Raw genomic sequence first — 20,932 nt, forward strand, 5'->3', positions numbered from 1 at the left:
CGGGTTCAAAGCTTCTCGCACGATGCGAGCCATGGTCGTCACCGGCTTAACTCAGCCGAACTTCGATCGTCCCCTGACGTGGCAGCTATGCCGCTGCGGCGCCCGCTGTGAATTTCAACCCGATGGCGCAGGCGATGATGCCCAGGATCAGGAGCCCGCGTACGGCCGTCGCGGGCTCGTTGAACCACAGCATCCCAATCACGACGGTGCCGGCAGCGCCCACGCCCGTCCAGATCGCATAGGCGGTTCCAAGCGGGATCGATCGGTTCGCCAGTTCGAGGAAGACGAGGCTGAGGCACACGCAGACGACGAAGGCAGCGACGGCCGGGATGTTCTTGAAATTGTCGGTGAAACGCAGCGTCGTCGTGAAGCCGACTTCGAAAACGCTCGCCAACACCAGAAATAGCCATCCCATGATGAAACTCCTCGATTCGGGCCTTCGCCCAGGAAGGTCGGCTCGCGACCAGTGACGCACTTCAATCGTGGCGCGGTCGCCGCGCGTTGAGTGCCGGTTCGGTTAGAGACCTCGGCGGGCGTGCATCGCCGTCAGCGAAACGCCAAGCAGCCACAGGCAGGCCGAGAAGAGGACGATGTCCTTGACCAGGAACGCGCCCAGCCCCGGCGACAATGCGAGCGTTCCCTCCCAACCGGGCTGGATAACGCCTGGCGTGGTGAACATGCAGGTGACGGTCACGAAGAACGAGAACACGCCAATCGCGCCGCCGATCGCGGATAGTCTGGGATCGACCAGTCGGCCCAGGATGAGGAGGCCGGCGGCGATCTCGACGACGCCGAGGAACATGGCGCCACCCGCCGGCTGTCCAAAAACCGGATAGAGCCAGGAGATCAGCGGATTGTTCGAGATGATCCCGACCAGTCCCTCCTGTTCGAACCCGATGAACTTCAGGCTCCCAAACCACAGAAAGATGACTGCCAGCGTTATGGTGATGGCGAAGCTTCCCAAGCGGGCGATGCTCTCGCCCTGCTCGGAGATCCTGTCGAGGATGCTGGTGGGGCGTCGGGCGGAGAGTGTGTCGGTGATTGCACGGGTGGCCATGTCGGCCTCCTTTGGATTCGAGGTGGGTTACGCGGACGAGAAAGGACTATCGCTGCTCGATGCTGGCGGCCCGCCATCGATCGGCGTTCGACAGATCTGCGATGGGCAGCAGCATGTTTTTGTCGAACTCCGGCAGCGCGCGTCCGGCGCTGACGCGGCCGGGCCAGTCGGCCGACGCGAGCGCGCCGCGACCGATCGAGACGAGATCCGCGCCGCCGGCCAGAAGCTCGCTCGCTCGTGCGGGATCGTGGAGCCCGCCATTTGCAATGACGGGCAGTCCCGAATGCGTCTTGGCGAGCGCGGCCAGGCTGTGCCCCTCGGGGGAGCATGCCGGTCGCCAAGCCTCGTATTCGGTCGTGTGGATGTAGTCGGCATGGGGTGACAACATTGAGAACAGGGCTTCCGCGTCTTCCTCCCGACCCGCCCAGCGATACTCGAAATCGTTGACCTTGCCCTGCGAGATGCGAACCCCGACCACGAAGCCCCGGCTGACAGAGGAGCGCACCGCGTCGAGAACCTGCAGGAGCAGCTTCGCGCGGGCCGCTATAGGTCCGCCGTAGCTGTCCGTCCGGATGTTGACACCCTCGGTCAAGAATTGGTCGAGAAGATAGCCATTCGCGCCATGCACCTCGACACCGTCGAAGCCGGCGGCCTGCGCATGCTCGGCAGCCTTAGCGAAACCCCGGACGGCGGCATTGATGTCCGCCTGCGTCATCGCAAACGGGGTCTGATACGGACCCTCACCGCGATAGAGGGTGAGCTGCGCGCCTTTCGGCGTCACGGCAGAGGGTCCAACGCTGAGCGCATGATGCGGGTTGCCCTGCGACAGCGCCCCGGCATGCATCAGCTGCGCGATGATTTTGCCGCCGCTCGCATGAACGCCGTCGACGACGGCGCGCCACGCCTCCGTCTGGTGGTCATCGGCAAGCCCCGGTTGGTTGAAATACCCCTGGGAGTAGACGCGGTCGGTATAGATGCCTTCGGTGATGACGAGACCAAAACCCCCCAAAGCGAAGGCGCTGTAGTAGTCGCGCATCTGCGCTGTGGCATGGCCTTCGTCGGTCGCACTGACCCGGGTCATCGGCGACACCACGGCGCGGTTGGCGAGGGACAGGCCCGCCAGATCGAACGGGCTGAACAATGCGGCGGCAGCACCGAGCTCCCCACTCGACAACGCAGGCGGCAAGGTCGTGCTCATCGTTCCGCTCCGACCGCGACAGCGGCGATCGCGTCGATCTCGATCATCACCTCGGGATTGTAGAGCGCCTTGACCTCGACGATCGTGTCGGCCGGGTAGGGCTCGCTCCAGAACTTGCGGCGCAGGGCAACCACGTTCTTGAATTGCGCCTGCATGTCGGTGACGAAGATCGTGACTTTGACGACATGCGCCAAATCGGACCCGCCGGCCTCAAGCGCGCGGCGCAGGTTCGCAAAAGCTTGTTCGCCCTGCGCGGTGAAATCGCCGTCGACGATCCGGCCATCGTCGGCATAGCCCGCTTGGCCGGAGACGAACAGCAGGTCGCCGAATTTGATCGCCTGCGACAGCAGATAGGGTTCGTAGGGGTCAGGGTCGGTGACGATGCGGCTCAACATGGGCTTGGCTTTCGTTGGTCGGCAGAACGTGCCGTGCCGGTCGCCACATCGTGTGGCTGGCATGACCAAGGTGGGCCTCGGCGAAAGTCCGGACAAACTCCAACTTCGCATCTGACGGGTGAGCAGAATTGATCTATGGCGTACGGGTGAGAAAACTTCCGCCCTTGGCTTCGCTACGCGCCTTCGAAGCAGCAGCGCGCCACCGCAGCTTCAAACTGGCGGCCGGCGAGCTCGGCGTGACGCCGACGGCGATCAGCCATCAAGTGAACGCGCTCGAGGCGCACCTTGGCATCCCATTGTTCGAGCGTCGCGTCCGGCAGGTCGTGCTCACTGCGGCCGCTGAGATCCTTTATCCTGTCCTTCGGGTCGGCTTCGATCACTTCGCCGAAGTGGTGGCGCGGCTTGAAGCAACGCGCCGACGCCCGATCGTGAAGATCTCGGCGACCACGGCATTCACCGCCAAGTGGCTGCTGCCCCGCGTACGGCATTTTCAAACGAAACACCCCGACATAGACCTGCAGCTCCACGCATCCGACGATCCCGTAGATATCAGCACGGCGCAGATCGATCTCGCGATCCGCTATGGCCACGGCCCGTATCCCGGCCTGCGGAGCGAGGCGATGTTCGCCGACAAATTCGCGCCCGTGGCGAACCCCAATCTCGCCTTACTGACGTCTGATGACTTATGCCGAGTGCCATTGATCCACTTCGCTTGGCGGCGGCCCGACGCTGGCAATCCAACGTGGGAAAACTGGTTTAAGGCGATGAGCCTTCCCATGGTCGATCCCACATCGCATCTTCATTTTTCCGAGGAGAGTCACGCCATTCAGGCGGCGGTGGCCGGCCAGGGCGCTGCGTTGCTCAGCCTCATTCTGGTTGCCGAAGAAATCAAAGCAGGCCAACTCGTTCAACCCTTCGGCCCCGAGGTGGATGCCTTCACCTATCATCTTGTTGAAGATGCCGCCCGGCCCAGCAGCGTTCCCGTTCAAGCGGCCAAAGCGTGGGTGTTGAACGAAGCCCGTCTTGGTTTCCCGAGCACTTGATGACGCTGTGCTAGCGTTCAAAAGCAGTGCTCGCTAGTCAAGCCTCGCCCTTGATGATCAGGAATGCGGCTAGAAATCCAATCACCGTGATCAAACCGATGAAGGGCTGCGCGTCCTCGAAGGCTTCGGGGATCATAGACTCGGCCAGCATGGCCAAAACGCCGCCCGCGGCGAATCCCAGAATCGCCGCCGGGAGCACTGGACCGGTCGAGCCAAGCGAGAGATTGCCGACCGCTGCCGCGAGCCCGCTGACCAGCATGATGCCCGCCCAGACCAGAAAGATGTACGTCCTGGAGCGGCCGGCCTTCCTCATGCCCGAAGCGCTGGAGAGTCCTTGTGGAACATTGGCGAGAAAAAAGCCGGCGACGAGGCCGATGCCAATCTTCCCGCCGCCAATCAGCGAAAGCCCGATGACCAGCGACTCCGGTATGCCGTCGAGGATGGCGCCTAAGGCGATCGCAACTCCGCTACCTTTATGCTCGGCCTCCGACGGCTGCTCCACGCATCCGCCACAACGATTGCGATGCTGTGCACCTCGGCGCGCTAGGCGCCAGTTCAACGCGCAGAATGTAAAGGCACCCAGCATCACACCGACCACAGCGCCGTAAGGCCCGCCTGCTGCAAACGACTTCTCCATCAAATCCACAGACAAGACGGCGATAAGCACACCGCCACCAAACCCCATCACCGCCGCAATGAAGCGATGCGACAAGCTGTCGTAGAAAACGAGTGCAATCACCGCCCCTATCATGAGGCCGGATGCCGACAACAATCCCCACAGACCCGCTTGCAAGACGATCGGCAACGTTAGTCTCCCTGGGCGGCAGATTGCCTGTTACAAAATTGATCCGGCCAGGATCATCGGAAGCTCCTCGCCGCCAACACCGTGCGCTGGATGACGGTAATCACGCAAAGAATGGCGAAACCGGTCGCAATCGCGGGAAACGCCCACGGCAGAAGGCACATGGCGCAGAACGCGACGATCGTCTCACCCCCTTCCGCAACGCCGGTGGAATAGAAGAAGACTTTTCGACCGTGCGCCTGCGTCTCTTGCCCTTGCTGCTCGGCGATGACGGCGAAGGCAAGAAAGCTGACGCCCGTGAGCACGAAAGTCGCGACGAGGATGAGAGCAAAAGGCAAGTTGTCCGGCGACGCGAACCCAAACCCGACTGGTACGGACACGTAGAACGCGAAGTCGGCGACGATATCGAGATACCCGCCGAGCGGCGTCGGACCGGCCGCCCGTGCGACCGCGCCGTCTAGGCCGTCCAGCAGGCGGTTTAGCAGGATCAGCGCCAACCCCCATCCGAATGCGCCCCACCCGGTCGCGACCGCGGCGCCCAAGCCGATTGCCAGACCGGCGAGCGTCAGCCAATTGGCGCGCACCCCGTGTGCCGCCAGGGCACCGCCCACGCGATGGAGCGGCGGATCGATCAGCGGGCGAAGGCGGGCGTCGAACATGCGGCGCGTCAGGCGAAGCTGATCAGGCCAACGATCGCGCCCGTCATGGCGGACGCGAAATTGCCCGCGATCCAGCTCTTGACGCCCAGCCCCGCCACCTCCGCGCGCCGCGACGGCGCCAGCGTGCCGATCGTCGAGACGAGCAGGCCGATGCTGGCGAGATTGGCGAAGCCGCACAGCGCGTAGGCGACGATCAGCTTGCTACGCGGATCGAAGGTCTCGACGGGCAGGCCCGCCAGATCGAGGTAGGCGACATACTCGTTCAGGATCGCCTTGGTGCCCATCAGCGCGCCCGCCTGGGGCGCTTGATCCCACGGCACGCCCAAGGTCCACATCAACGGGGCGAACAGCCAGCCGAACAGCCGCCGCACGGTGACGGCTTCGCCGTCGACGATCGGCAGCACGGTCAGCATCTGATCGGCCAGCGCGATCAGGGCGAACATGACGATGATGACGCCGATCACCGCCAGGAACAGTTGCACCCCGTCCATCGTACCCCGCACGATCGCATCCATGCTGCCGTCGTACCGCAGGGCAGGTTCTGTATCGTCATCATCGGTCGCGTCGTCGCCCGGCACCATTATTTTGGCGAGGAGGAGTGCCGCGGGCAGCGATATGATAGAGGCGGAGATCAAGTGCCCGGTGGCATCCGGTACCGTGCGTGACAACGTTGAGGCATAGAGCACCAGGACCGCGCCCGAGATGGTGGACATGGCCAGCACCATGATCGCGAAGAGCTCGCTGCGGCTCATGCGTTCCAGATAGGGCCGGACGATCAGCGGGCTTTCGACAACGCCGAGGAAGAGGTTTGCGCCGCCGCCCAGCCCGACGACGCCGCTGACGCCCATGCTCCGCTGCAGCAGCCAGGAAAGGCCCTGGACGAGGCGCGCAAGCACACCCCAATGCCAGAGCAACGCCGATAGCGCGGAGAAGACTATGATGATGGGCAGAATCTGGAAGGCGATGATGAGTGGCGGCGCGGTTCCGGGGGTAAGCGCGAACGGCAACGCCGCGCCACCCAAATACCCGAACATATAGCTCGACCCCGCCAGGCTGGCCTTCTCGATCGCGCCCACCCCCTGCTGGGCGAGCGTCACGATGTTCCACACAATCGGCACCCGCACGAGCAGGAGTGCGAGACCCAGCTGGATGAGCAGCGCCGCGCCGATCCAGCGCCAGGATGGCCGCCCCGACCGCTTCTCGGACAGGACCCAGGCGAACAGCAGCAGGAGCGCTATGCCGATCAGCCCCTGAAACTGTTGCAACAATGCCATTCCTACCCTTTGCTAGAACTTGAACGCCGCGCCGAACTGAAATTGCCTTGGCGGGCCAGCATTACGCTGCGTGAACGGAGCCCCGCCCCCGAACTGAACTTGGTTCGACGTAGTCGCCGCGTTTGGGAAACCCGACTCGTTGTTCGCATTGAAGACGTTGAAGACGTCGGCGGAGAGTTCAAGGTTTCCGAACCCGATGGGGATCGCGTAGCGGGCGCCGAGATCGATGCTCGCCGACCAGGGCAGGCGCCCCGAATTGCGCCGCGCGCCCGGATAACGATCCGAATTGCCAACGAAGTTCTCCCCGAAGGACTGGCCATCGCCGTTCAGGTCCTGCGTACCGAAGACGCGCGCATCAGGGACGAAATTGACGGGCTGGCCCGACTGAAAGAGGCCAGCGGCGGTGATGGTGAGCCCGTCGATCGGATAAAGATAGGTCACGGCCGAAATCACGTGGCGGCGATCGTTGGCGGAGGGTCCCCGATCCGCCGCGAAGTCGTTCGCGTTCGATGCGCGAAAGTTGATGTCGTCGGTGTCGTTGGTGAGCTTGGAAAGCGTGTAGACCAGGCTGAAGGCGTAATCGTCCGCCATGCGCGCCTTCTCCACGCGGAAGTTTAGCGCGCGGTACGTGGCGTTCCCCTCGGTCTCCGACACGGTGATCTGACGCGCGCCACCGGGTGCCAGGGCCACCGGCCGGGTCGCATCGGCGTCGGCCTGGCTCCGCACCAGCCCGAGAGTCTGCGCCAGCGCGAAACGGCTCGCATTGTCCGGCTGCGACCGGAGGAGCGCGATGTTGGCTTCGGTGAGCGCGGCCGTGTTGGGCGTGAACGATGCCGGCGCGTTCAGGTCGCGCAACCGCACGAGATTGCGCGAGCGGCTGTAGATCGCGTCGACGCCCAAGGTGAACGCATCGCCGAGCTGGCGTTGATAGCCCGCGCTCAACTGAAGGCTGTAGGGGCTGTCATAGCCGTCGGGATTCAGGATGCGGACCTCGTTGATCGTGGCAGTGTCGCGCAATGCTTGCACCGTTCCTGGCGCCGGGCACTCGCCGGCCGTGGAGCATGGGACCGATACGGCGAGGTTGCCATCGAACGTCAGCGGGCCGAGCGGCACGCCAGGCCTGACGATCCCGGCGGATTGGAGCTGGTCGAGCTGACCGCGCAGTCCGGCCGACGTCGTGTTGCGCTGAAGCGCGTCGGAGATCACCGAGTAGATGAGCTTTCCATGGAAGATGCCCGCACCGAAGCGGATGGAGGAACGCGCGTCGGGCCGATAGTTGAGCGAGAACCGGGGGGCGATATTGTCATAGTCGCCCCCGCCGCCGCCCCGGGCGGTCAAGCTGTCATAGTCCCACCGCAGCCCGAGGGTCGCGGTGAGCTTGGGCGACAGCCGCCATTCGTCCTCGAGGTAGAAGGCGATCTGGTCCTGGCTGGTCCCGAACGTGGCCGGCCTGAGTTCCACCGAATAGTCGATCACGCGCGGGTTCAACCCCAGCACGTCGCCGGCCGACAGGTCGAGCCCCCTGCCCTGCGCCGCCAACGCGGCGGTCTGGGCGGCCGTAAGCGCGACGGTGAAGTTGCCGTCAGGATTGCCGCCGCCGGCGAGCGCGAAGTTGGAGTGGAGCAGGTCGGCGCCGACGCTGATGCGATGGTCACCGATCCGCCGCTGGACGCGCTGAACGGTCTGCCAGCTTTCCTCCAGAGAATCGAACACGAAGCCGGGGTTGCCGACGACGCCGACGGTCAATCCGCTCTCGTCGCGGATCGAGACCTGGGGTCCGGGCCCGTCCTTTGCCTCGCCGTAATCCCAGCGGAAGCGGCTGAACTGCACGCTGCCGTCATAGCTCCAGTCATCTCCGGCATAGCTGAGCGAACCCGCGACGATCGTCGAGAAGCGATCCTGATCTGATCCCGCCGACGGAAAGGTGACGCCGCCGCCACCGAGCGCGCCGCCCGGACGATCGATGGTGACGCGGCCGATGTTGGCGCGCACGGTCGCGGTCCAGTCGTCCGACAAGCGGTGGTCGACGCGGATCGAGCCAAGCAGGAATTGGTTGTTGCCGGTGACGTTTTCCACCACGCCAAGCGCGGGCGCGTCCACGACCTGAACGTTGCGGTCGCGCGTATATTCGAGGTTGGCGTAGAAGAAGGTGCGGTCCGGGACGATCGCGCCGCCGAGCGCGCCGCCGGCCTGAAACCGCTCGAAACTCTCGCCAACCGGATTGCCGCTCAAGTCGCGCCGGGGGAATGGCGAGGACGCGTCCAACGGGCGTCCCGGACGGACCAGCGTATAGGCTTCGCCTCGCCATTCGTTCGAGCCCGAGGGCGTCGTGTAGTTCACCAGGCCATTCGGGGTCCGGCCGTACAAAACCGAGTAGCTGTTGGCGATTACCGTGACTTCGCGCGTGAAGCCGAGCGGCACCGGGAACTTGGGACCACCCAGGAAATTCTCGTTATTGTCCAGCCCGTCGATCAGGTAGTTGGTGTTGAGGGCGTTCGATCCGTTGATCGAGATCACGGGCGCTTCGGGAAAGAAACCGGTCGACGCGACCACGTTGGGCAGGCGCACGAGCGCGCCAATGACGTCGCGCCCTTCTACCGGCAGGTCGCGGAGTTCGCGCTCGGTCAGCGACCCGGAGACCTCGGCGTTCACCGTGTTGATTCCGGTCACGGCGCGCACGCCCGTGACGACGATCTCCGGGAGGTCAGCGGCGCGGACGCCGAGCCTCAGCGTAACAGAGCGCGTGAAGTTCGAGCGCAAGGCGATCGGCGCGCTTTGCACAGGAGCGAATTCGGCCGACCCTGAATATGCGACGGTGTAGGCCCCGCCGGTCGTCAGGCCCTCGAGGCGGACCTGGCCGCGATCGTCGGTAAGCGCCGTCCGCCGAACCGCCAGTTCCTGGTTCTCAATGACGAGCTCGGCGTCGGCGACCGGGGCGCCGGTGTCGGCACGGACCACGGCGACCTGGATCCCAGTCTGCTGCGCGTGGGCGGCGGTCGCCGCGAACATCGACGCAGTCGCTCCGACACACCACCCGGCTATTCGGTTGTTCACTCTTGTCCCCTTTCAGGCCGGGCAGCGCTGGTCGCGCCCGACGAATTGCAGATCGGCGAAGCCCGCGCGTGCGGACGAGCCGGTATTGTCGGTGTCCGACGCGATCGCGATCTGCGTCAGCTTGCCGGGGACGCCGCCGAACGCGCGCCCGAAATCGGCGGCCACGTCCGCCCGTTCGGAAACCCAGCGGCCCGCCTGGGTCGAGCCGGTTTCGGCCACAATCAGGCGGGCGCGATCGGTATACGCGCTCGGCAGCGTCGTGCCGACCGGATGGCGGTTATCCCAGACGTAATTGAGTGCGGCATCGGGCACATCGCTTCCGAACAGCCGCCGGGCGATGCCGAGCTTGAACCGGGTTCCGCGGCTCATCGCGCTGTCGGGAAGGTCGAACGCGACATAGATGCGGGCAGCATAATCGTCGCCGCGCTTGCTCCGCATGTCGGCGGCGGCGACGGGGGCGTCGATCCACCAGCGCCAGCAGAGCACCGGTGTGGCGGCGAGATCGACGGTCACCGGGCGCGCGAGCAGAGCCATGCTCTTGACGGCAACCGCCTCCATCGCCGTAACGCCGCCCAGCTTCGTCACACGAAAGCGCGTCGGCGGCGCCTTCTTGCCGATGCGCACGACGCGCCATGGCGCGGGCGGCGGACCCGGCGTCGTAAACCGGCCAACCCATCCTTGCGCGGCAGCCAGCAACAGCGCGGTTGCGATCATTTCCCCTCCGATGCTGATTTCATCCGACAGGCTTCAGCAAGCGCCACGACTGCGCGGCCACGGTAGCCCGCCGGCCCATACCCGTTCGCTCCGGCCTGCGTTGATCGGGCGTCGATCGTTTACGAGCGTGGTTCGAATTGCTTTTCCTTGTCGTTCGGCCAGGACGAACCAGCCGCGGCATCGACCGGCCACCGCTCCGACGCCGCTCATCGCCGGCAGCACTCCGCGCCACGTGCCGTACAGATGCCGCGCATCATCGCTCGTTCCCCCCTAAACCTATCAGACACATTCGGCCGAATGGCGGGTGAAGTTACATGCGGAACGTGGCAGGACGCATCGTGGATTTTCCCCCAGACCTCGAACCTTGGATTCGGCTCGGCGCGTTCGCTGGCGTGCTGGCTGCGCTCGCCTGCACGGAGGCGCTGGCGCCGCGGCGGCAGCAGGTCATCGGCCGCTGGCGGCGCTGGCCGGGCAATCTCGGGCTGGTCGCACTCGACACGCTGATCCTGCGCATCCTGTTTCCAGCTGCGGCGGTCGGCGTGGCGCTGCTGGCGGAGAAGCGCGGCTGGGGTTTGTTGGCCGCAGTCGATCTGCCCGCCTGGGCAGAGATCGTGATCGCGGTGGCGGTGCTCGACCTCGTCATCTACGCGCAGCACGTGCTGTTCCATGCGGTGCCCGCGCTGTGGCGCGTCCACCGTGTGCACCATGCCGACCTGGAATGCGACGTCACCACGGGGCTCCGCTTCCACCCCGTCGAGATCGTCGCGTCGATGGCGATCAAGTTCGCCGCTGTCGCCGCGCTGGGCGCTCCGGCGGTCGCCGTGCTGATCTTCGAGGTCGTGCTCAACGCCACCGCTATGTGGAGCCATGCCAACATCCGTCTCCCGGAACGCGTCGACCGCGTCCTCCGCCGCGTGCTGGTCACGCCCGACATGCACCGGACGCACCATTCGGCAGTGACGTGCGAGACCCACAGCAATTTCGGCTTCAATCTGGCCTGGTGGGACCGGCTGTTCGGCACTTACCGCGCGCAGCCCGCCGCAGGGCACGACGGCATGACGATCGGCGTGCCGCAATTCCGGTCGCCGGCCGAACTGCGGCTCGACCGCATGCTGCTGCAGCCGCTGAGGCGCGGCGATCTTGCAGAGAAGGGGTAGGCCCTGGTCGACGCGAAGGGCATCTGGACGCGGCGGCTTTCCCGGCTGGCGCTGGCGCTGAGCCTCGGCGGGGTGGCGGCTGCGCTGGTCGCCGCGCTCGGCACCGGCGCGGGTATATGGGATTACGGCGCGGGGCTGGGTACGCTCCGCTACGCGCTGTATGCGACGGTGGCGGGCGGCTTGCTGGCGATTATCGCGTTTCTCATGTCGCGGCGCCGCGGCGTACGGACGGGACGGCTCAACCTGCTCGCCCTGACCGTGTCGCTGCTATTTGTCTCCTATCTGGGCCACCAGATCGCGACCGCGCGCAGCGTTCCCGCGATCCATGACGCGGCGACGGACCTTGATGACTTGCCGCGGTTCGCCATGCTGACGGTGCGACCCGACAATCTCGACAACATCCCCGACAACGGTCGGCCGGAACTCGCGGCGATGGATCCGGAGAGCCGCTGGAAGGCGCTGCACCGCGAGGCTTATGGCGACTTGCGCCCGCTACACGTAGCGGCAAGCCCGGCCGCCACCGTGCGCCGCGTCGAACGGCGTGTGCGCGATAGGGGTTGGGCGATCGCCCTGGCGGATCCGCAGGCCGGGATCGTCGAGGCCACCGCCACCAGCCTGTTCTTCCGCTTCAAGGACGATGTCGTCATTCGCGTCCACCCCGATCCGGCGCGACCCGGCGGATCGGTCGTCGATATGCGATCGATCAGTCGCGTCGGTAGCAGCGACATCGGCGTCAACGCTGCGCGTATTCGAAGCTTTCTCGCGGATTTAGCGAGGGCTTGACGGAAGGCATTAAGCGCTGAGGCGCTACTTGCCCCACAAGGCCGCCAAGCGCGCATCGCGGCCGCAGTTGAAGCGGTAGAAACGGTAGCGGACCGGGTTCTTCTTGTAATAATCTTGGTGATACGCCTCGGCCGGGTAGAAGGTCGCAGCGGGGAGAACCAGCGTCGCCACCGGCTTTTTCAGGACGGCGGCAGCCCGCGCCTTGACCGCGTCGGCGATGCGGCGCTGCTCGGCGGTGGCGACGAAGAACGCGGAACGATAGCCATAGCCGCGGTCGCAGAAGCTGCCGCCCGCGTCGAGCGGATCGACCGTGCGTATGAAGCGCGATGCCAGCGTCGCATAGCTGATCTTGGCGGGATCATAAACGACGCGCACCGCCTCGATATGACCCGTCCCGCCGGCCGACACCTGCTCATAGGTCGGGTTGCGAAGCTTGCCGCCGATATAGCCGGACGTCGTCGACAGGACGCCCGGCATCTTGTCGAAATCGGACTCGGTGCACCAGAAGCAACCGCCCGCGAACACCGCCGCCTGAGTGCGAGGAGTCTGCGCGGGCGTGGCGCTGGCCCCGAACGACAAGACGGCTGTCAGGAGGAGAACGAAGCGCATAAAAGTCATTCCTTAACGGGATCAAACAAGGTGGAACGTCATCGCCGCGCGGTTCGTGCAGCAGCGCTAGGCGCGGCTCGTCAGCAAGAGGGCGGCCGCCACGGTCGGCCCGCCGTAAGAAGTCCGGTTTGTGATATCTCGCACCAAGCCGCACGGTCTCGATACCAAAGCTTGTTCGGCGGTCGCGGCGTCCAGGTTACATCGTGGGAGGGCCCGCTTTCCGCCAACGCGAGCGCCTGAGCGGCGTGTGCGCGCGTACCAGAAGGCGGTAACCTTTGCGGGGATTTCCGCGAAAGAATTGCGACGGCCCGTACGCGGGCGTTCGGAACTTGATCACAAAGGGGCTCGATAATGACGACAATCGACAGGGTCACGGTTGGAAATGCCCGGGCGGCATCGCTTCTGCTTCTGCGGATCGGGACGGGGCTACTCCTCGTGTTATGGGGCTCGCTTCGGGTCTTTTCGCCGGCGGCGGGGCCCGGCCTCGCGAAGAAATATTACAGCGGCCTGCTCGACTCGCCGCTGGTGCAGATCGGCTTCGGCACCGCGGAGGTGATCCTCGGCCTCCTAGTAGTGGCGGGTCTGTTCCGGCGTGTCGCTTATCCAGTGCAGGCGCTCATCCTCGTCCTGGGGGCGTTCGCCTTGTGGCGCTACCTTCTCGATCCGATGGGCCTCTACCTGCTCGACAAGGAAAGCAGCCAAATCCTGTTCTTTCCTTCCATCACAGTCGCCGCAGCGACCCTGGTCCTGCTGGCGTTCCGCGACGACGACCGCTGGTCGCTCGACCACAAATTTTTCGGGCGGAGGACGGCCGTTTGAAAAAGGGCCTCGCCGGCAAGCTCGGCCTCTTGGCGCTCCTGCTTGCCGCCGTTGCCGCCTTTTTCATCTTAGATCTGGGCGCTTACCTCACCTTGGAGAGCCTGAAGGCGCGTCAGACTGACCTCGCCGCCCTGCTGGAGGCGCGGCCGCTGCTTGTGATCGGCGGGTTCTTCCTGCTCTACGTCGCGGCCACCGCCTTGTCCCTGCCCGGCGCGGCGATCCTTACGCTGGCGGCAGGTGCGATCTTCGGGCTTTGGCTCGGCACGGCCATCGTCTCCTTCGCCTCGACGATCGGCGCCAGCCTTGCCTTCCTATCGTCGCGCTACCTCCTCCGCGATTGGGTCAAGGCGCATTTCGGCAAACGCGTCGCGACGATCGACAGGGGTATCGAAAAGGACGGCGCGTTTTACCTGCTGACCCTGCGCCTGATCCCCGCCTTCCCCTTCTTCCTCGTCAATCTGGCGATGGGGCTGACCGCGATGAGACTGCCGACCTTCTACGTCGTCAGTCAGATCGGAACCCTGCTGGGAACCCTCGTTTTCATCAACGCCGGAACGCAGCTTGCCGCCATAGAGAGCACGGGCGACATCCTGTCGGCCGGGCTAATCGGGTCGTTCGTTCTGCTCGGTCTGTTTCCGCTCCTCGCCAAATGGATCATCGGCGTCGTCAAGCGCCGCAAGGTCTATGAAGGGTTCAAACGCCCGCGCCGGTTCGACCGCAACCTCATCGTCATTGGCGCGGGTGCGGGCGGGCTGGTCACCGCCTACATCGGTGCCACCGTGCGCGCCAAGGTGACGCTGGTTGAAGCTCACAAGATGGGCGGCGACTGCCTAAACACCGGTTGCGTGCCCTCCAAGGCGCTGATCCGCAGCGCCCGGGTGGCGCACGAGATGCGGAGCGCGCGCGAATTCGGGATTGCCTCGACCGAGCCGCGCGTGGACTTTCCCGCGCTGATGCGACGTGTCCTGGAGGTCATCACGACCATCGAGCCCGCCGACAGCGTCGGGCGCTACACCGAGTTGGGCGTCGATGTCCGCCTTGGGTATGCGCGCATCGTCGATCCCTGGACGGTGGAGATTGCAAGCCGCGAGGGCGGCACGTCCCGGCTGACGACGCGTGCGATCGTCATCGCAGCGGGCGGAGAACCCTTCGTTCCCGACATCCCCGGCTTTCTTGAAGTCGGCGTGCTCACCAGTGACACAATGTGGGACGCGCTGTCGGAACGGGATGAGGTGCCCGCGCGGCTGGTGATCGTCGGCGGCGGGCCGATCGGCACGGAGATGGCCCAAGCGTTCGCGCGGTTGGGATCGCAGGTGACACTGGTGGAAGGCGGTTCGCGCATTCTGCCGAAGGAAGACGAGGAGGTGTCTGAATTCATCACCGCCGTGCTTCGGCGTGAAGGTGTTACGATCCTGACCGGGCACCAAGCGCTCTGCTGCGAGGGCAAGACGCTGGTGGCTCACTCGGCCGCTGGCGAGACGACGCTTCCCTTCGACGAGATCATCGTCGCAGTCGGCCGTAAGGCGCGCCTGACGGGCTACGGGCTCGAGGAACTCGGCATCGAGACCGACAAGACAGTTATCGTCGACGACGCGCTGCAGACTTTGTACCCGAACATCTTCGCGGTCGGCGACGTTGCCGGGCCGTATCAGTTTACCCACTTCGCCGCACACCAGGCCTGGTTTGCCGCCGTCAACGCCCTGTTCGGCGGCCTGAAGACATTCCGCGCCGACTATTCCGTTATCCCCTGGACGACGTTCACCGATCCGGAGGTCGCGCATGTTGGCCACACCGAGGCGACGGCGAAAGCGGAGGGAATTCCTTACGAGATCGTCCGCTATGATCTCAGCCATCTTGATCGCGCCGTGGCCGAGGGCGCCAATTCGGGGTTCGTCAAACTGCTCGTATCGCCGGGCAAGGACAAGATCCTGGGTGTCACGATCGTTGCGGCGGGCGCGGGCGAACTGCTCGCAGAATATGTGCTGGCCATGAAGCACGGTCTCGGCCTCAACAAGATCCTCGGTACGATTCACGCCTATCCGACGATGTCCGAAGCGAACAAATACGCGGCGGGTGAATGGAAAAAGGCCCACAAGCCCGAGGCGCTGCTGCGCTGGGTCGAGCGCTTCCATGCCTGGCAGCGGGGCTAGTGGCTCCAAAGAGACGGCGTGCACGAAAATCTGGTGCAGAATTACAGGCGACGATGGGGCTGGCGCACCCGTAAGGTTTGCCACCGCGATTCAAGGGCAACAGTCGTCTGATCGATGGTGCGGGTGGCCGGGGTCGAACCGGCACTCCTTTCGGAACTGGATTTTGAACGGCTAGCGTCTACTTTCAAGCCATTGTTTTCGTTCGGCCGACCTGGAGTGCGCTGGTCGGATTTCTCGTTTATTCCTCGTGTAAGATTCTTCGCCTTTCGCCTGCGGATATGATCGGTTCAGCTATGATGGAAGACGCACCGAACTCAAAAAGCGGTTTGGCTAGGAGCCACATAGGAGCCATGGCGCGCCTGTGGCGATCGTCAACGACGCGAGCTTTCGAGTTTTTCTCACGCTCGGGCGAACTCGGGCGCGGAGAGGCGAACCTGGTCGCGCCATCCGTTACTCATCTTGTTCTGGGAGCCTTTTTCACCTGCGGTCGACCGTCTACGTTTGCGTGAGCGAAGGTGACGTGAAGGGTCCGACGATGACCGAGCAAAAGTATTTAACAGCAGACGAGGTTTCAGAGCGTTACCGAGGCGAGATCAGTGTCGGTACGCTCCGCAATTGGAGAGCAATGCGCGTCGGCCCTGGGTTCGTTAAGATTGGCAAGGCGGTGCTCTACCCAGTTGACGCGCTCGACACCTGGGACGAGAAGAATCTCGTGACTTGTCGTGCGTCACGCAATGCGCTGCTGACCGAGTAGGATCAACGGTGATAATCACGGGGATGCACGCGCTGTCGATCCCAGTCGCAGCCCCCACCTGTCCGAGACAAGCCCGTTTTGTCAAGTAAAATCAATACGATAGTCGGCTTGAGTGTGTTGATCCATAATCACCCCAGCGGCAGCCCCGAACCAAGCCGACAGGACATCGCGATCACCCGCGAAATCGCCGATGCGGGCGCGCGCCTGGGGATCGTCCTGCACGATCATATCATCATCGGCGGTTCGGAATATCGCAGCTTCCGCGCGATGGGACTTCTCTAACCGCCGGGTCGTCGACGCGCCGTATTTGACTTCGCCCGTGCGCTGCGACATCATTCAGGCCATGCAGATCCGGCGCGGCCTTCTTCGCTTCCGTTTCCACGGGGGACAACTTCTCGCGGGCCTTTAGCCCCGGGTTCCGGCGCACTTGCCCCGAACCCGGGGCAACCTTCCTTTGCAACACTGCTGCGCGCGATTCCGATCGCCGCGCCTCAGCCGGAAAGCTCGTGCCATGTCAAATACCCAGGCCGCGAGGCCGCACATCCATATGATCGACAGCGAAGCCGACATATTGACCGAACTCACGCTGTTAAAGCAGCGCGATTCGCTCAACCTTTACGAAGGCTTGCTCGATGAAATCGATCGCGCGACGATTTGTAGCCGTTCCGACATTCCATCCGACGTCGTCACAATGGGGTCGGAGGTGACCTTTGTCGACGCGACGAACGGCGCCGAGCGATCGGTGCGCCTAGTCTACCCGGGTGACGCCGATATCGCCGCTGGCCGCATCTCGATCCTGACGCCGGTCGGCGCGGGCCTGATTGGCCTCAGCGTCGGCCAGTCGATCAGCTGGCCCGACCGCAGCGGCGACGATCATGAGCTGAGAATCGTTTCGGTGCGGCAGCCTTAGGCTTTCGCGCGCACAGCGATGCGGCCGCCGGAACGCTCCGACGGCCGCACCACCCCGCGGGAAGCCTGTTCAGGCGCCGCGCGAAAGGAAACCGGTCAGCTCGGTCTTGTTGACCGCGCCCGATTTGTCGCCATCGGCGGCGGCAAACGCCTGCCCGATCCACGTCTTCACCTCAGCCGACTCGGTGTCGACGGTCGGTTCGGTGGCTGCGCGCAGCTTTTTCATCCACGCCGAAAACTCGGCCTCGTTCAGATCGCCATTGGCATCGCCGTCATAGGTCGGAAATTCCTTGTCGACGATCTGCGCGATCTGGCTCGGCGTTGCCGGGGCGCCAGCGGCGGGTGCCGGTTCGGTCGCCGTCGGCGGCGCCGAAGCGTCGGGGGCCGGAGCCGGGGCTGGCTCAGTCGGCATCGTCGTGTCGGGCGTCGTTGCCGGTTCGGCAGCAGTCGTCGGGGCGGCAGGATCGGCCGCGGGCGGGGTCGTCTGCGCCAGCGCCGGGAAACTCACGGCGGCGGCACCGATCAAAAGCATCTGTTTCAACATGGTTATTCTCCTAATTTGTTCGTCGGGGGGATTATTCCGGGACCGGTTCGGGCGTCGGCTCGGGCTCCGGAGCGGGTTGGTCAGCCGGCGGGTTCGGCTCGGCTGCCGGGGGTGTGTCGGTCGGCATGGCGTCCTCAGTCGGCGCCGTGCCGTCGGTCGGCTTGGCATCATCGGCCGACTTTTCGTCCGGCGCGGGTGCCATGGTGTCGATCGGGGCAGGTTTCTCACTCGTCGGGGCAGTGGTCTGCGCCAGCGCGGGGAAGCTCACCGCCGCGGCGCCGATCAAAAGCATATGTTTCAGCATGAAATTCTCCTTTCGCGGCGACTTTTGAGGCTTGGGGCCGGTCGCCTGTTCTGATGGGGCACGAAAGCAACCGCCGGGTTTGGGCATGGTTGCCGGTCTGCGGCATTTGGCGAAACGCCCCGTCCCTGCTACGGGGCGCCCCGGCGCGGTTCCGCAGGGATTCCGCGATGGAGCGCCCTAAAAGGAAGGAAATTCAATGGTTCCGCGTTACGCCAGGCCGGAAATGACCGCGATCTGGTCAGCCGAGAATCGCTTTCGCATCTGGTTCGAGATCGAAGCGCACGCCACCGACGCACTTGCCGAGCTTGGAACCGTGCCGAAATCCGCTGCGAAGGCCTTGTGGGATTGGTGGGCGACAAATCCCGTCATCGACGTCGCCGCGATCGACGCGATCGAGGCCGTCACCAAACATGACGTCATCGCCTTTTTGACCTGGGTGTCCGAAAATGTAGGCGAAGAAGCACGCTTCATGCACCAGGGTATGACCAGCTCCGACGTCCTCGACACCTGCCTTGCGGTCCAGCTGGCGCAGGCCGCTGACCTGCTGATTGCCGACCTCGACGCGCTGCTCGCCGCAATCAAGCGCCGCGCCTTTGAACATAAGCTGACCCCGACGATCGGGCGCAGCCATGGCATTCACGCCGAGCCTGTTACCTTCGGGCTAAAACTGGCGCAGGCCTATGCCGAATTCGACCGCTGCAAGGCGCGTCTGATCGCCGCCCGCGCGGAAGTCGCCACTTGCGCCATCTCTGGCGCAGTCGGCACCTTCGCCAACATCGACCCGCGGGTCGAGGCGCATGTCGCAGCCAAGCTCGGCCTGTCGATCGAACCCGTCTCGACGCAGGTCATCCCGCGCGATCGCCATGCGATGTTCTTTGCCACGCTCGGCGTCGTTGCCGGATCGATCGAACGCCTCGCGACCGAAGTCCGCCATCTTCAGCGCACCGAAGTTCTCGAAGCCGAGGAATATTTCTCGCCGGGGCAAAAGGGTTCGTCGGCGATGCCGCACAAGCGCAACCCGGTGCTGACCGAAAATCTCACCGGCCTCGCGCGCATGGTGCGCAGCGCGGTCGTTCCGGCGCTGGAGAATGTCGCGCTCTGGCACGAACGCGACATCAGTCATTCGTCGGTCGAACGCTTCATCGGTCCCGATGCGACGATCACCCTCGACTTCGCGCTTGGTCGCCTAACCGGGGTTGTCGACAAGCTGCTCGTCTATCCCGAACGCATGCAGAAGAACCTCGACCGCATGGGCGGGCTCGTCCATTCGCAGCGCGTGCTGTTGGCACTGACGCAAGCTGGCGCGAGCCGCGAGGACAGTTACCATCTGGTCCAGCGCAACGCGATGCAGGTGTGGGAAAGCGACGGCCAATTGTCGCTTCTCGAACTGCTGAAAGCCGACGCGGACGTGACCGCGCGCCTGTCTGCCGACCAACTGACGGAACTTTTCGACCTCGGCTATCATATGAAGCATGTCGATACGATCTTCGACCGGGTGTTCGGCCCCGCGTAACGCGGGCTGGAAACCCGCCGGAAACTCGCATAGGGTCGTCTGACCCGAGCGTATGAGGAGCAGACGATAGTGGGAATCCTGCGAACGATCATCTGGGTGTTGCTGACCGCAGTGCTGGTTATTTTCGCGATGGCGAACTGGCTGCCGGTGACCGTCACCATCTGGCCCGGCCAGGTGCTCGACACCAAATTGCCGGTGCTGATCCTTGCCGCCTTCCTGATCGGCAGCGTGCCGATGTGGATCGCGCTGCGGACCACGCGCTGGTCGCTGAAACGGCGCCTCGATACCAGCGAACGCCAGCTGGCCGACTTGCGCGCACTGGCCAATCGCCCCGTGGAGCCCGCCCTCACCCCCGCCCCGGTGACGACAACCGCCCCTGCGTCGGGCACCGCATCGCCCACCTTGCCACTGGATGTTCCATGAGCTCGCCGCTTTATCTCGCCATCGATCACCCCCATCTCGACGCCGCGGTCACACTGGCGCAGAAGGTGCGGCATCATGTCGGCGGGCTGAAGCTCGGGCTCGAATTCTTCTGTGCCAACGGACATCATGGCGTGCATGAAATGGCCAAGCTGGGGCTGCCGATCTTTCTCGACCTCAAGCTGCACGACATTCCCAACACCGTCGCCAAGGCGATCCAGGCGCTTCGCCCCCTCGAACCCGCGATCCTGACCGTCCATGCGGCGGGCGGCCGTGCGATGCTGGAAGAAGCCAAGGCGGTGGCGGGACTGAACACCAAGGTCGTTGCGGTCACCGTGCTGACCAGCCTCGACGCCCCCGACCTCGACGACATCGGCGTCGGCGGCACCCCGCACGATCAGGTCGTCCGCCTCGCCGCGCTGGCGCGCGAAGCCGGGCTCGACGGCATCGTCTGTTCGGGGCATGAAGTGAAGGCGGCGCGCAAGGCCTGGCCCGGCGGCTTCTTCGTCGTTCCCGGCGTACGGCCCTCCAACGGCAAGGCGGGCGACCAGAAACGCGTCGTCACCCCGGCGCAGGCGATGGCCGACGGCGCGTCGATCCTGGTCGTCGGACGCCCGATCAGCCAGTCGCCCGATCCCGACCTTGCGGCGCGCGAAATCGAAGCGACGCTTTAGCCCCCCCAATTCCCGTTCGTGTCGAGCGAAGTCGAGACACCCATCGGTACGACGCTTGGTCGAGAGACATCTCGACTTCACTCGATGCGAACGGACAGCT

The 20,932-nt window shown here is 64.6% G+C and carries 22 protein-coding genes and 1 pseudogene; 11 read left to right on the forward strand and 12 right to left on the reverse strand.

The annotated features are described in order from the left end of the window. Nucleotides 1–85 precede the first annotated feature (85 nt). The 4 genes from SPYCW_RS07685 to SPYCW_RS07700 form a co-directional block, all read right to left on the reverse strand. Nucleotides 86–415 (reverse strand): DMT family transporter, encoded by a 330-nt coding sequence (locus tag SPYCW_RS07685; RefSeq protein ID WP_120216291.1) that lies wholly within the window; start codon nucleotides 413–415, stop codon nucleotides 86–88. A gap of 102 nt (nucleotides 416–517) precedes the next feature. Beyond that, nucleotides 518–1,057, reverse strand: a complete 540-nt coding sequence (locus SPYCW_RS07690) for a DUF417 family protein (protein ID WP_120216292.1) — start codon at nucleotides 1,055–1,057, stop codon at nucleotides 518–520. Between the two features lie 46 nt (nucleotides 1,058–1,103). Further along, a complete protein-coding gene (locus tag SPYCW_RS07695) occupies nucleotides 1,104–2,255 on the reverse strand; it encodes an oxidoreductase (RefSeq protein WP_120216293.1) in 1,152 nt (383 codons plus the stop codon). Continuing rightward, the gene (locus SPYCW_RS07700; RefSeq protein WP_120216294.1) at nucleotides 2,252–2,650 is read right to left on the reverse strand and encodes a RidA family protein; all 399 of its coding nucleotides are present in this window, start codon (nucleotides 2,648–2,650) and stop codon (nucleotides 2,252–2,254) included. The genes SPYCW_RS07695 and SPYCW_RS07700 overlap by 4 nt, the downstream gene beginning before the upstream one ends. 128 nt (nucleotides 2,651–2,778) lie before the next feature. Here SPYCW_RS07700 and SPYCW_RS07705 point away from each other — a divergent pair, with 128 nt between their 5' ends. Then, nucleotides 2,779–3,693: a LysR substrate-binding domain-containing protein gene (locus SPYCW_RS07705; RefSeq protein WP_120216295.1), complete on the forward strand. Its 915-nt coding sequence runs from the start codon at nucleotides 2,779–2,781 to the stop codon at nucleotides 3,691–3,693. A 37-nt stretch (nucleotides 3,694–3,730) separates the two neighbouring features. On the opposite strand, the gene SPYCW_RS07710 is transcribed toward SPYCW_RS07705, so the two are convergent. The 5 genes from SPYCW_RS07710 to SPYCW_RS07730 are packed head-to-tail and all read right to left on the reverse strand — an operon-like array spanning nucleotide 3,731 to nucleotide 10,196. Next, a complete protein-coding gene (locus SPYCW_RS07710) occupies nucleotides 3,731–4,498 on the reverse strand; it encodes a ZIP family metal transporter (protein ID WP_172595447.1) in 768 nt (255 codons plus the stop codon). A gap of 53 nt (nucleotides 4,499–4,551) precedes the next feature. After that, complete coding sequence (locus SPYCW_RS07715) at nucleotides 4,552–5,154, reverse strand: CDP-alcohol phosphatidyltransferase family protein (protein WP_120216296.1); 603 nt, start codon at nucleotides 5,152–5,154, stop codon at nucleotides 4,552–4,554. Between the two features lie 8 nt (nucleotides 5,155–5,162). After that, nucleotides 5,163–6,428, reverse strand: coding sequence for a NupC/NupG family nucleoside CNT transporter (locus tag SPYCW_RS07720; RefSeq protein WP_120216297.1), 1,266 nt, complete (start codon nucleotides 6,426–6,428; stop codon nucleotides 5,163–5,165). 12 nt (nucleotides 6,429–6,440) lie between these two features. Beyond that, nucleotides 6,441–9,437 carry a TonB-dependent receptor gene (locus SPYCW_RS07725; protein WP_120216298.1) on the reverse strand — a complete coding sequence of 999 codons (2,997 nt, stop codon included), beginning with the start codon at nucleotides 9,435–9,437 and terminating at the stop codon, nucleotides 6,441–6,443. A 57-nt stretch (nucleotides 9,438–9,494) separates the two neighbouring features. Continuing rightward, complete coding sequence (locus SPYCW_RS07730) at nucleotides 9,495–10,196, reverse strand: DUF3047 domain-containing protein (RefSeq protein ID WP_120216299.1); 702 nt, start codon at nucleotides 10,194–10,196, stop codon at nucleotides 9,495–9,497. A 338-nt stretch (nucleotides 10,197–10,534) separates the two neighbouring features. On the opposite strand from SPYCW_RS07730, the gene SPYCW_RS07735 reads away from it, so the two are divergent. Beyond that, on the forward strand, nucleotides 10,535–11,353 hold the full coding sequence (locus SPYCW_RS07735) for a sterol desaturase family protein (protein WP_232014875.1): 819 nt from the start codon (nucleotides 10,535–10,537) through the stop codon (nucleotides 11,351–11,353). Between the two features lie 72 nt (nucleotides 11,354–11,425). Then, on the forward strand, nucleotides 11,426–12,136 hold the full coding sequence (locus SPYCW_RS07740; protein ID WP_120216301.1) for a DUF1499 domain-containing protein: 711 nt from the start codon (nucleotides 11,426–11,428) through the stop codon (nucleotides 12,134–12,136). A 24-nt stretch (nucleotides 12,137–12,160) separates the two neighbouring features. Here SPYCW_RS07740 and msrA read toward each other — a convergent pair whose 3' ends face one another. Continuing rightward, entirely contained in the window at nucleotides 12,161–12,745 is a 585-nt protein-coding gene (gene msrA, locus SPYCW_RS07745; protein WP_120216302.1) for a peptide-methionine (S)-S-oxide reductase MsrA, read from the reverse strand. A 351-nt stretch (nucleotides 12,746–13,096) separates the two neighbouring features. On the opposite strand from msrA, the gene SPYCW_RS19240 reads away from it, so the two are divergent. The 5 genes and pseudogenes from SPYCW_RS19240 (at nucleotide 13,097) to rnk (ending at nucleotide 17,378) form a co-directional block, all read left to right on the forward strand. Then, nucleotides 13,097–13,564, forward strand: a complete 468-nt coding sequence (locus tag SPYCW_RS19240) for a DoxX family protein (RefSeq protein ID WP_232014876.1) — start codon at nucleotides 13,097–13,099, stop codon at nucleotides 13,562–13,564. Continuing rightward, complete coding sequence (locus SPYCW_RS07750; protein WP_232014877.1) at nucleotides 13,561–15,714, forward strand: FAD-dependent oxidoreductase; 2,154 nt, start codon at nucleotides 13,561–13,563, stop codon at nucleotides 15,712–15,714. Before SPYCW_RS19240 ends, SPYCW_RS07750 begins: the two co-directional genes overlap by 4 nt. 535 nt (nucleotides 15,715–16,249) lie before the next feature. Next, entirely contained in the window at nucleotides 16,250–16,468 is a 219-nt protein-coding gene (locus SPYCW_RS07755; protein WP_120218177.1) for a helix-turn-helix domain-containing protein, read from the forward strand. 114 nt (nucleotides 16,469–16,582) lie between these two features. Next, nucleotides 16,583–16,750: pseudogene (locus SPYCW_RS07760) on the forward strand (JAB domain-containing protein); the annotation flags it as partial. 229 nt (nucleotides 16,751–16,979) lie between these two features. Beyond that, nucleotides 16,980–17,378, forward strand: a complete 399-nt coding sequence (rnk, locus tag SPYCW_RS07765) for a nucleoside diphosphate kinase regulator (protein ID WP_120216304.1) — start codon at nucleotides 16,980–16,982, stop codon at nucleotides 17,376–17,378. A gap of 69 nt (nucleotides 17,379–17,447) precedes the next feature. Here rnk and SPYCW_RS07770 read toward each other — a convergent pair whose 3' ends face one another. Further along, nucleotides 17,448–17,921: a calcium-binding protein gene (locus SPYCW_RS07770; protein WP_120216305.1), complete on the reverse strand. Its 474-nt coding sequence runs from the start codon at nucleotides 17,919–17,921 to the stop codon at nucleotides 17,448–17,450. 31 nt (nucleotides 17,922–17,952) lie between these two features. Further along, nucleotides 17,953–18,225 (reverse strand): hypothetical protein, encoded by a 273-nt coding sequence (locus SPYCW_RS19130; RefSeq protein ID WP_197715670.1) that lies wholly within the window; start codon nucleotides 18,223–18,225, stop codon nucleotides 17,953–17,955. 196 nt (nucleotides 18,226–18,421) lie between these two features. On the opposite strand from SPYCW_RS19130, the gene purB reads away from it, so the two are divergent. From purB to pyrF, 3 genes are all read left to right on the forward strand, one after another. Continuing rightward, the gene (gene purB, locus SPYCW_RS07780) at nucleotides 18,422–19,738 is read left to right on the forward strand and encodes an adenylosuccinate lyase (RefSeq protein ID WP_120216306.1); all 1,317 of its coding nucleotides are present in this window, start codon (nucleotides 18,422–18,424) and stop codon (nucleotides 19,736–19,738) included. 69 nt (nucleotides 19,739–19,807) lie between these two features. Further along, entirely contained in the window at nucleotides 19,808–20,161 is a 354-nt protein-coding gene (locus SPYCW_RS07785; RefSeq protein ID WP_120216307.1) for a lipopolysaccharide assembly protein LapA domain-containing protein, read from the forward strand. Next, nucleotides 20,158–20,832 (forward strand): orotidine-5'-phosphate decarboxylase, encoded by a 675-nt coding sequence (pyrF, locus tag SPYCW_RS07790; protein WP_120216308.1) that lies wholly within the window; start codon nucleotides 20,158–20,160, stop codon nucleotides 20,830–20,832. The genes SPYCW_RS07785 and pyrF overlap by 4 nt, the downstream gene beginning before the upstream one ends. Nucleotides 20,833–20,932 lie beyond the last annotated feature (100 nt).

Origin of the sequence: Sphingopyxis sp. EG6, assembly GCF_003609815.1 — a bacterium.
In the GTDB taxonomy this organism is placed as follows: domain Bacteria; phylum Pseudomonadota; class Alphaproteobacteria; order Sphingomonadales; family Sphingomonadaceae; genus Sphingopyxis.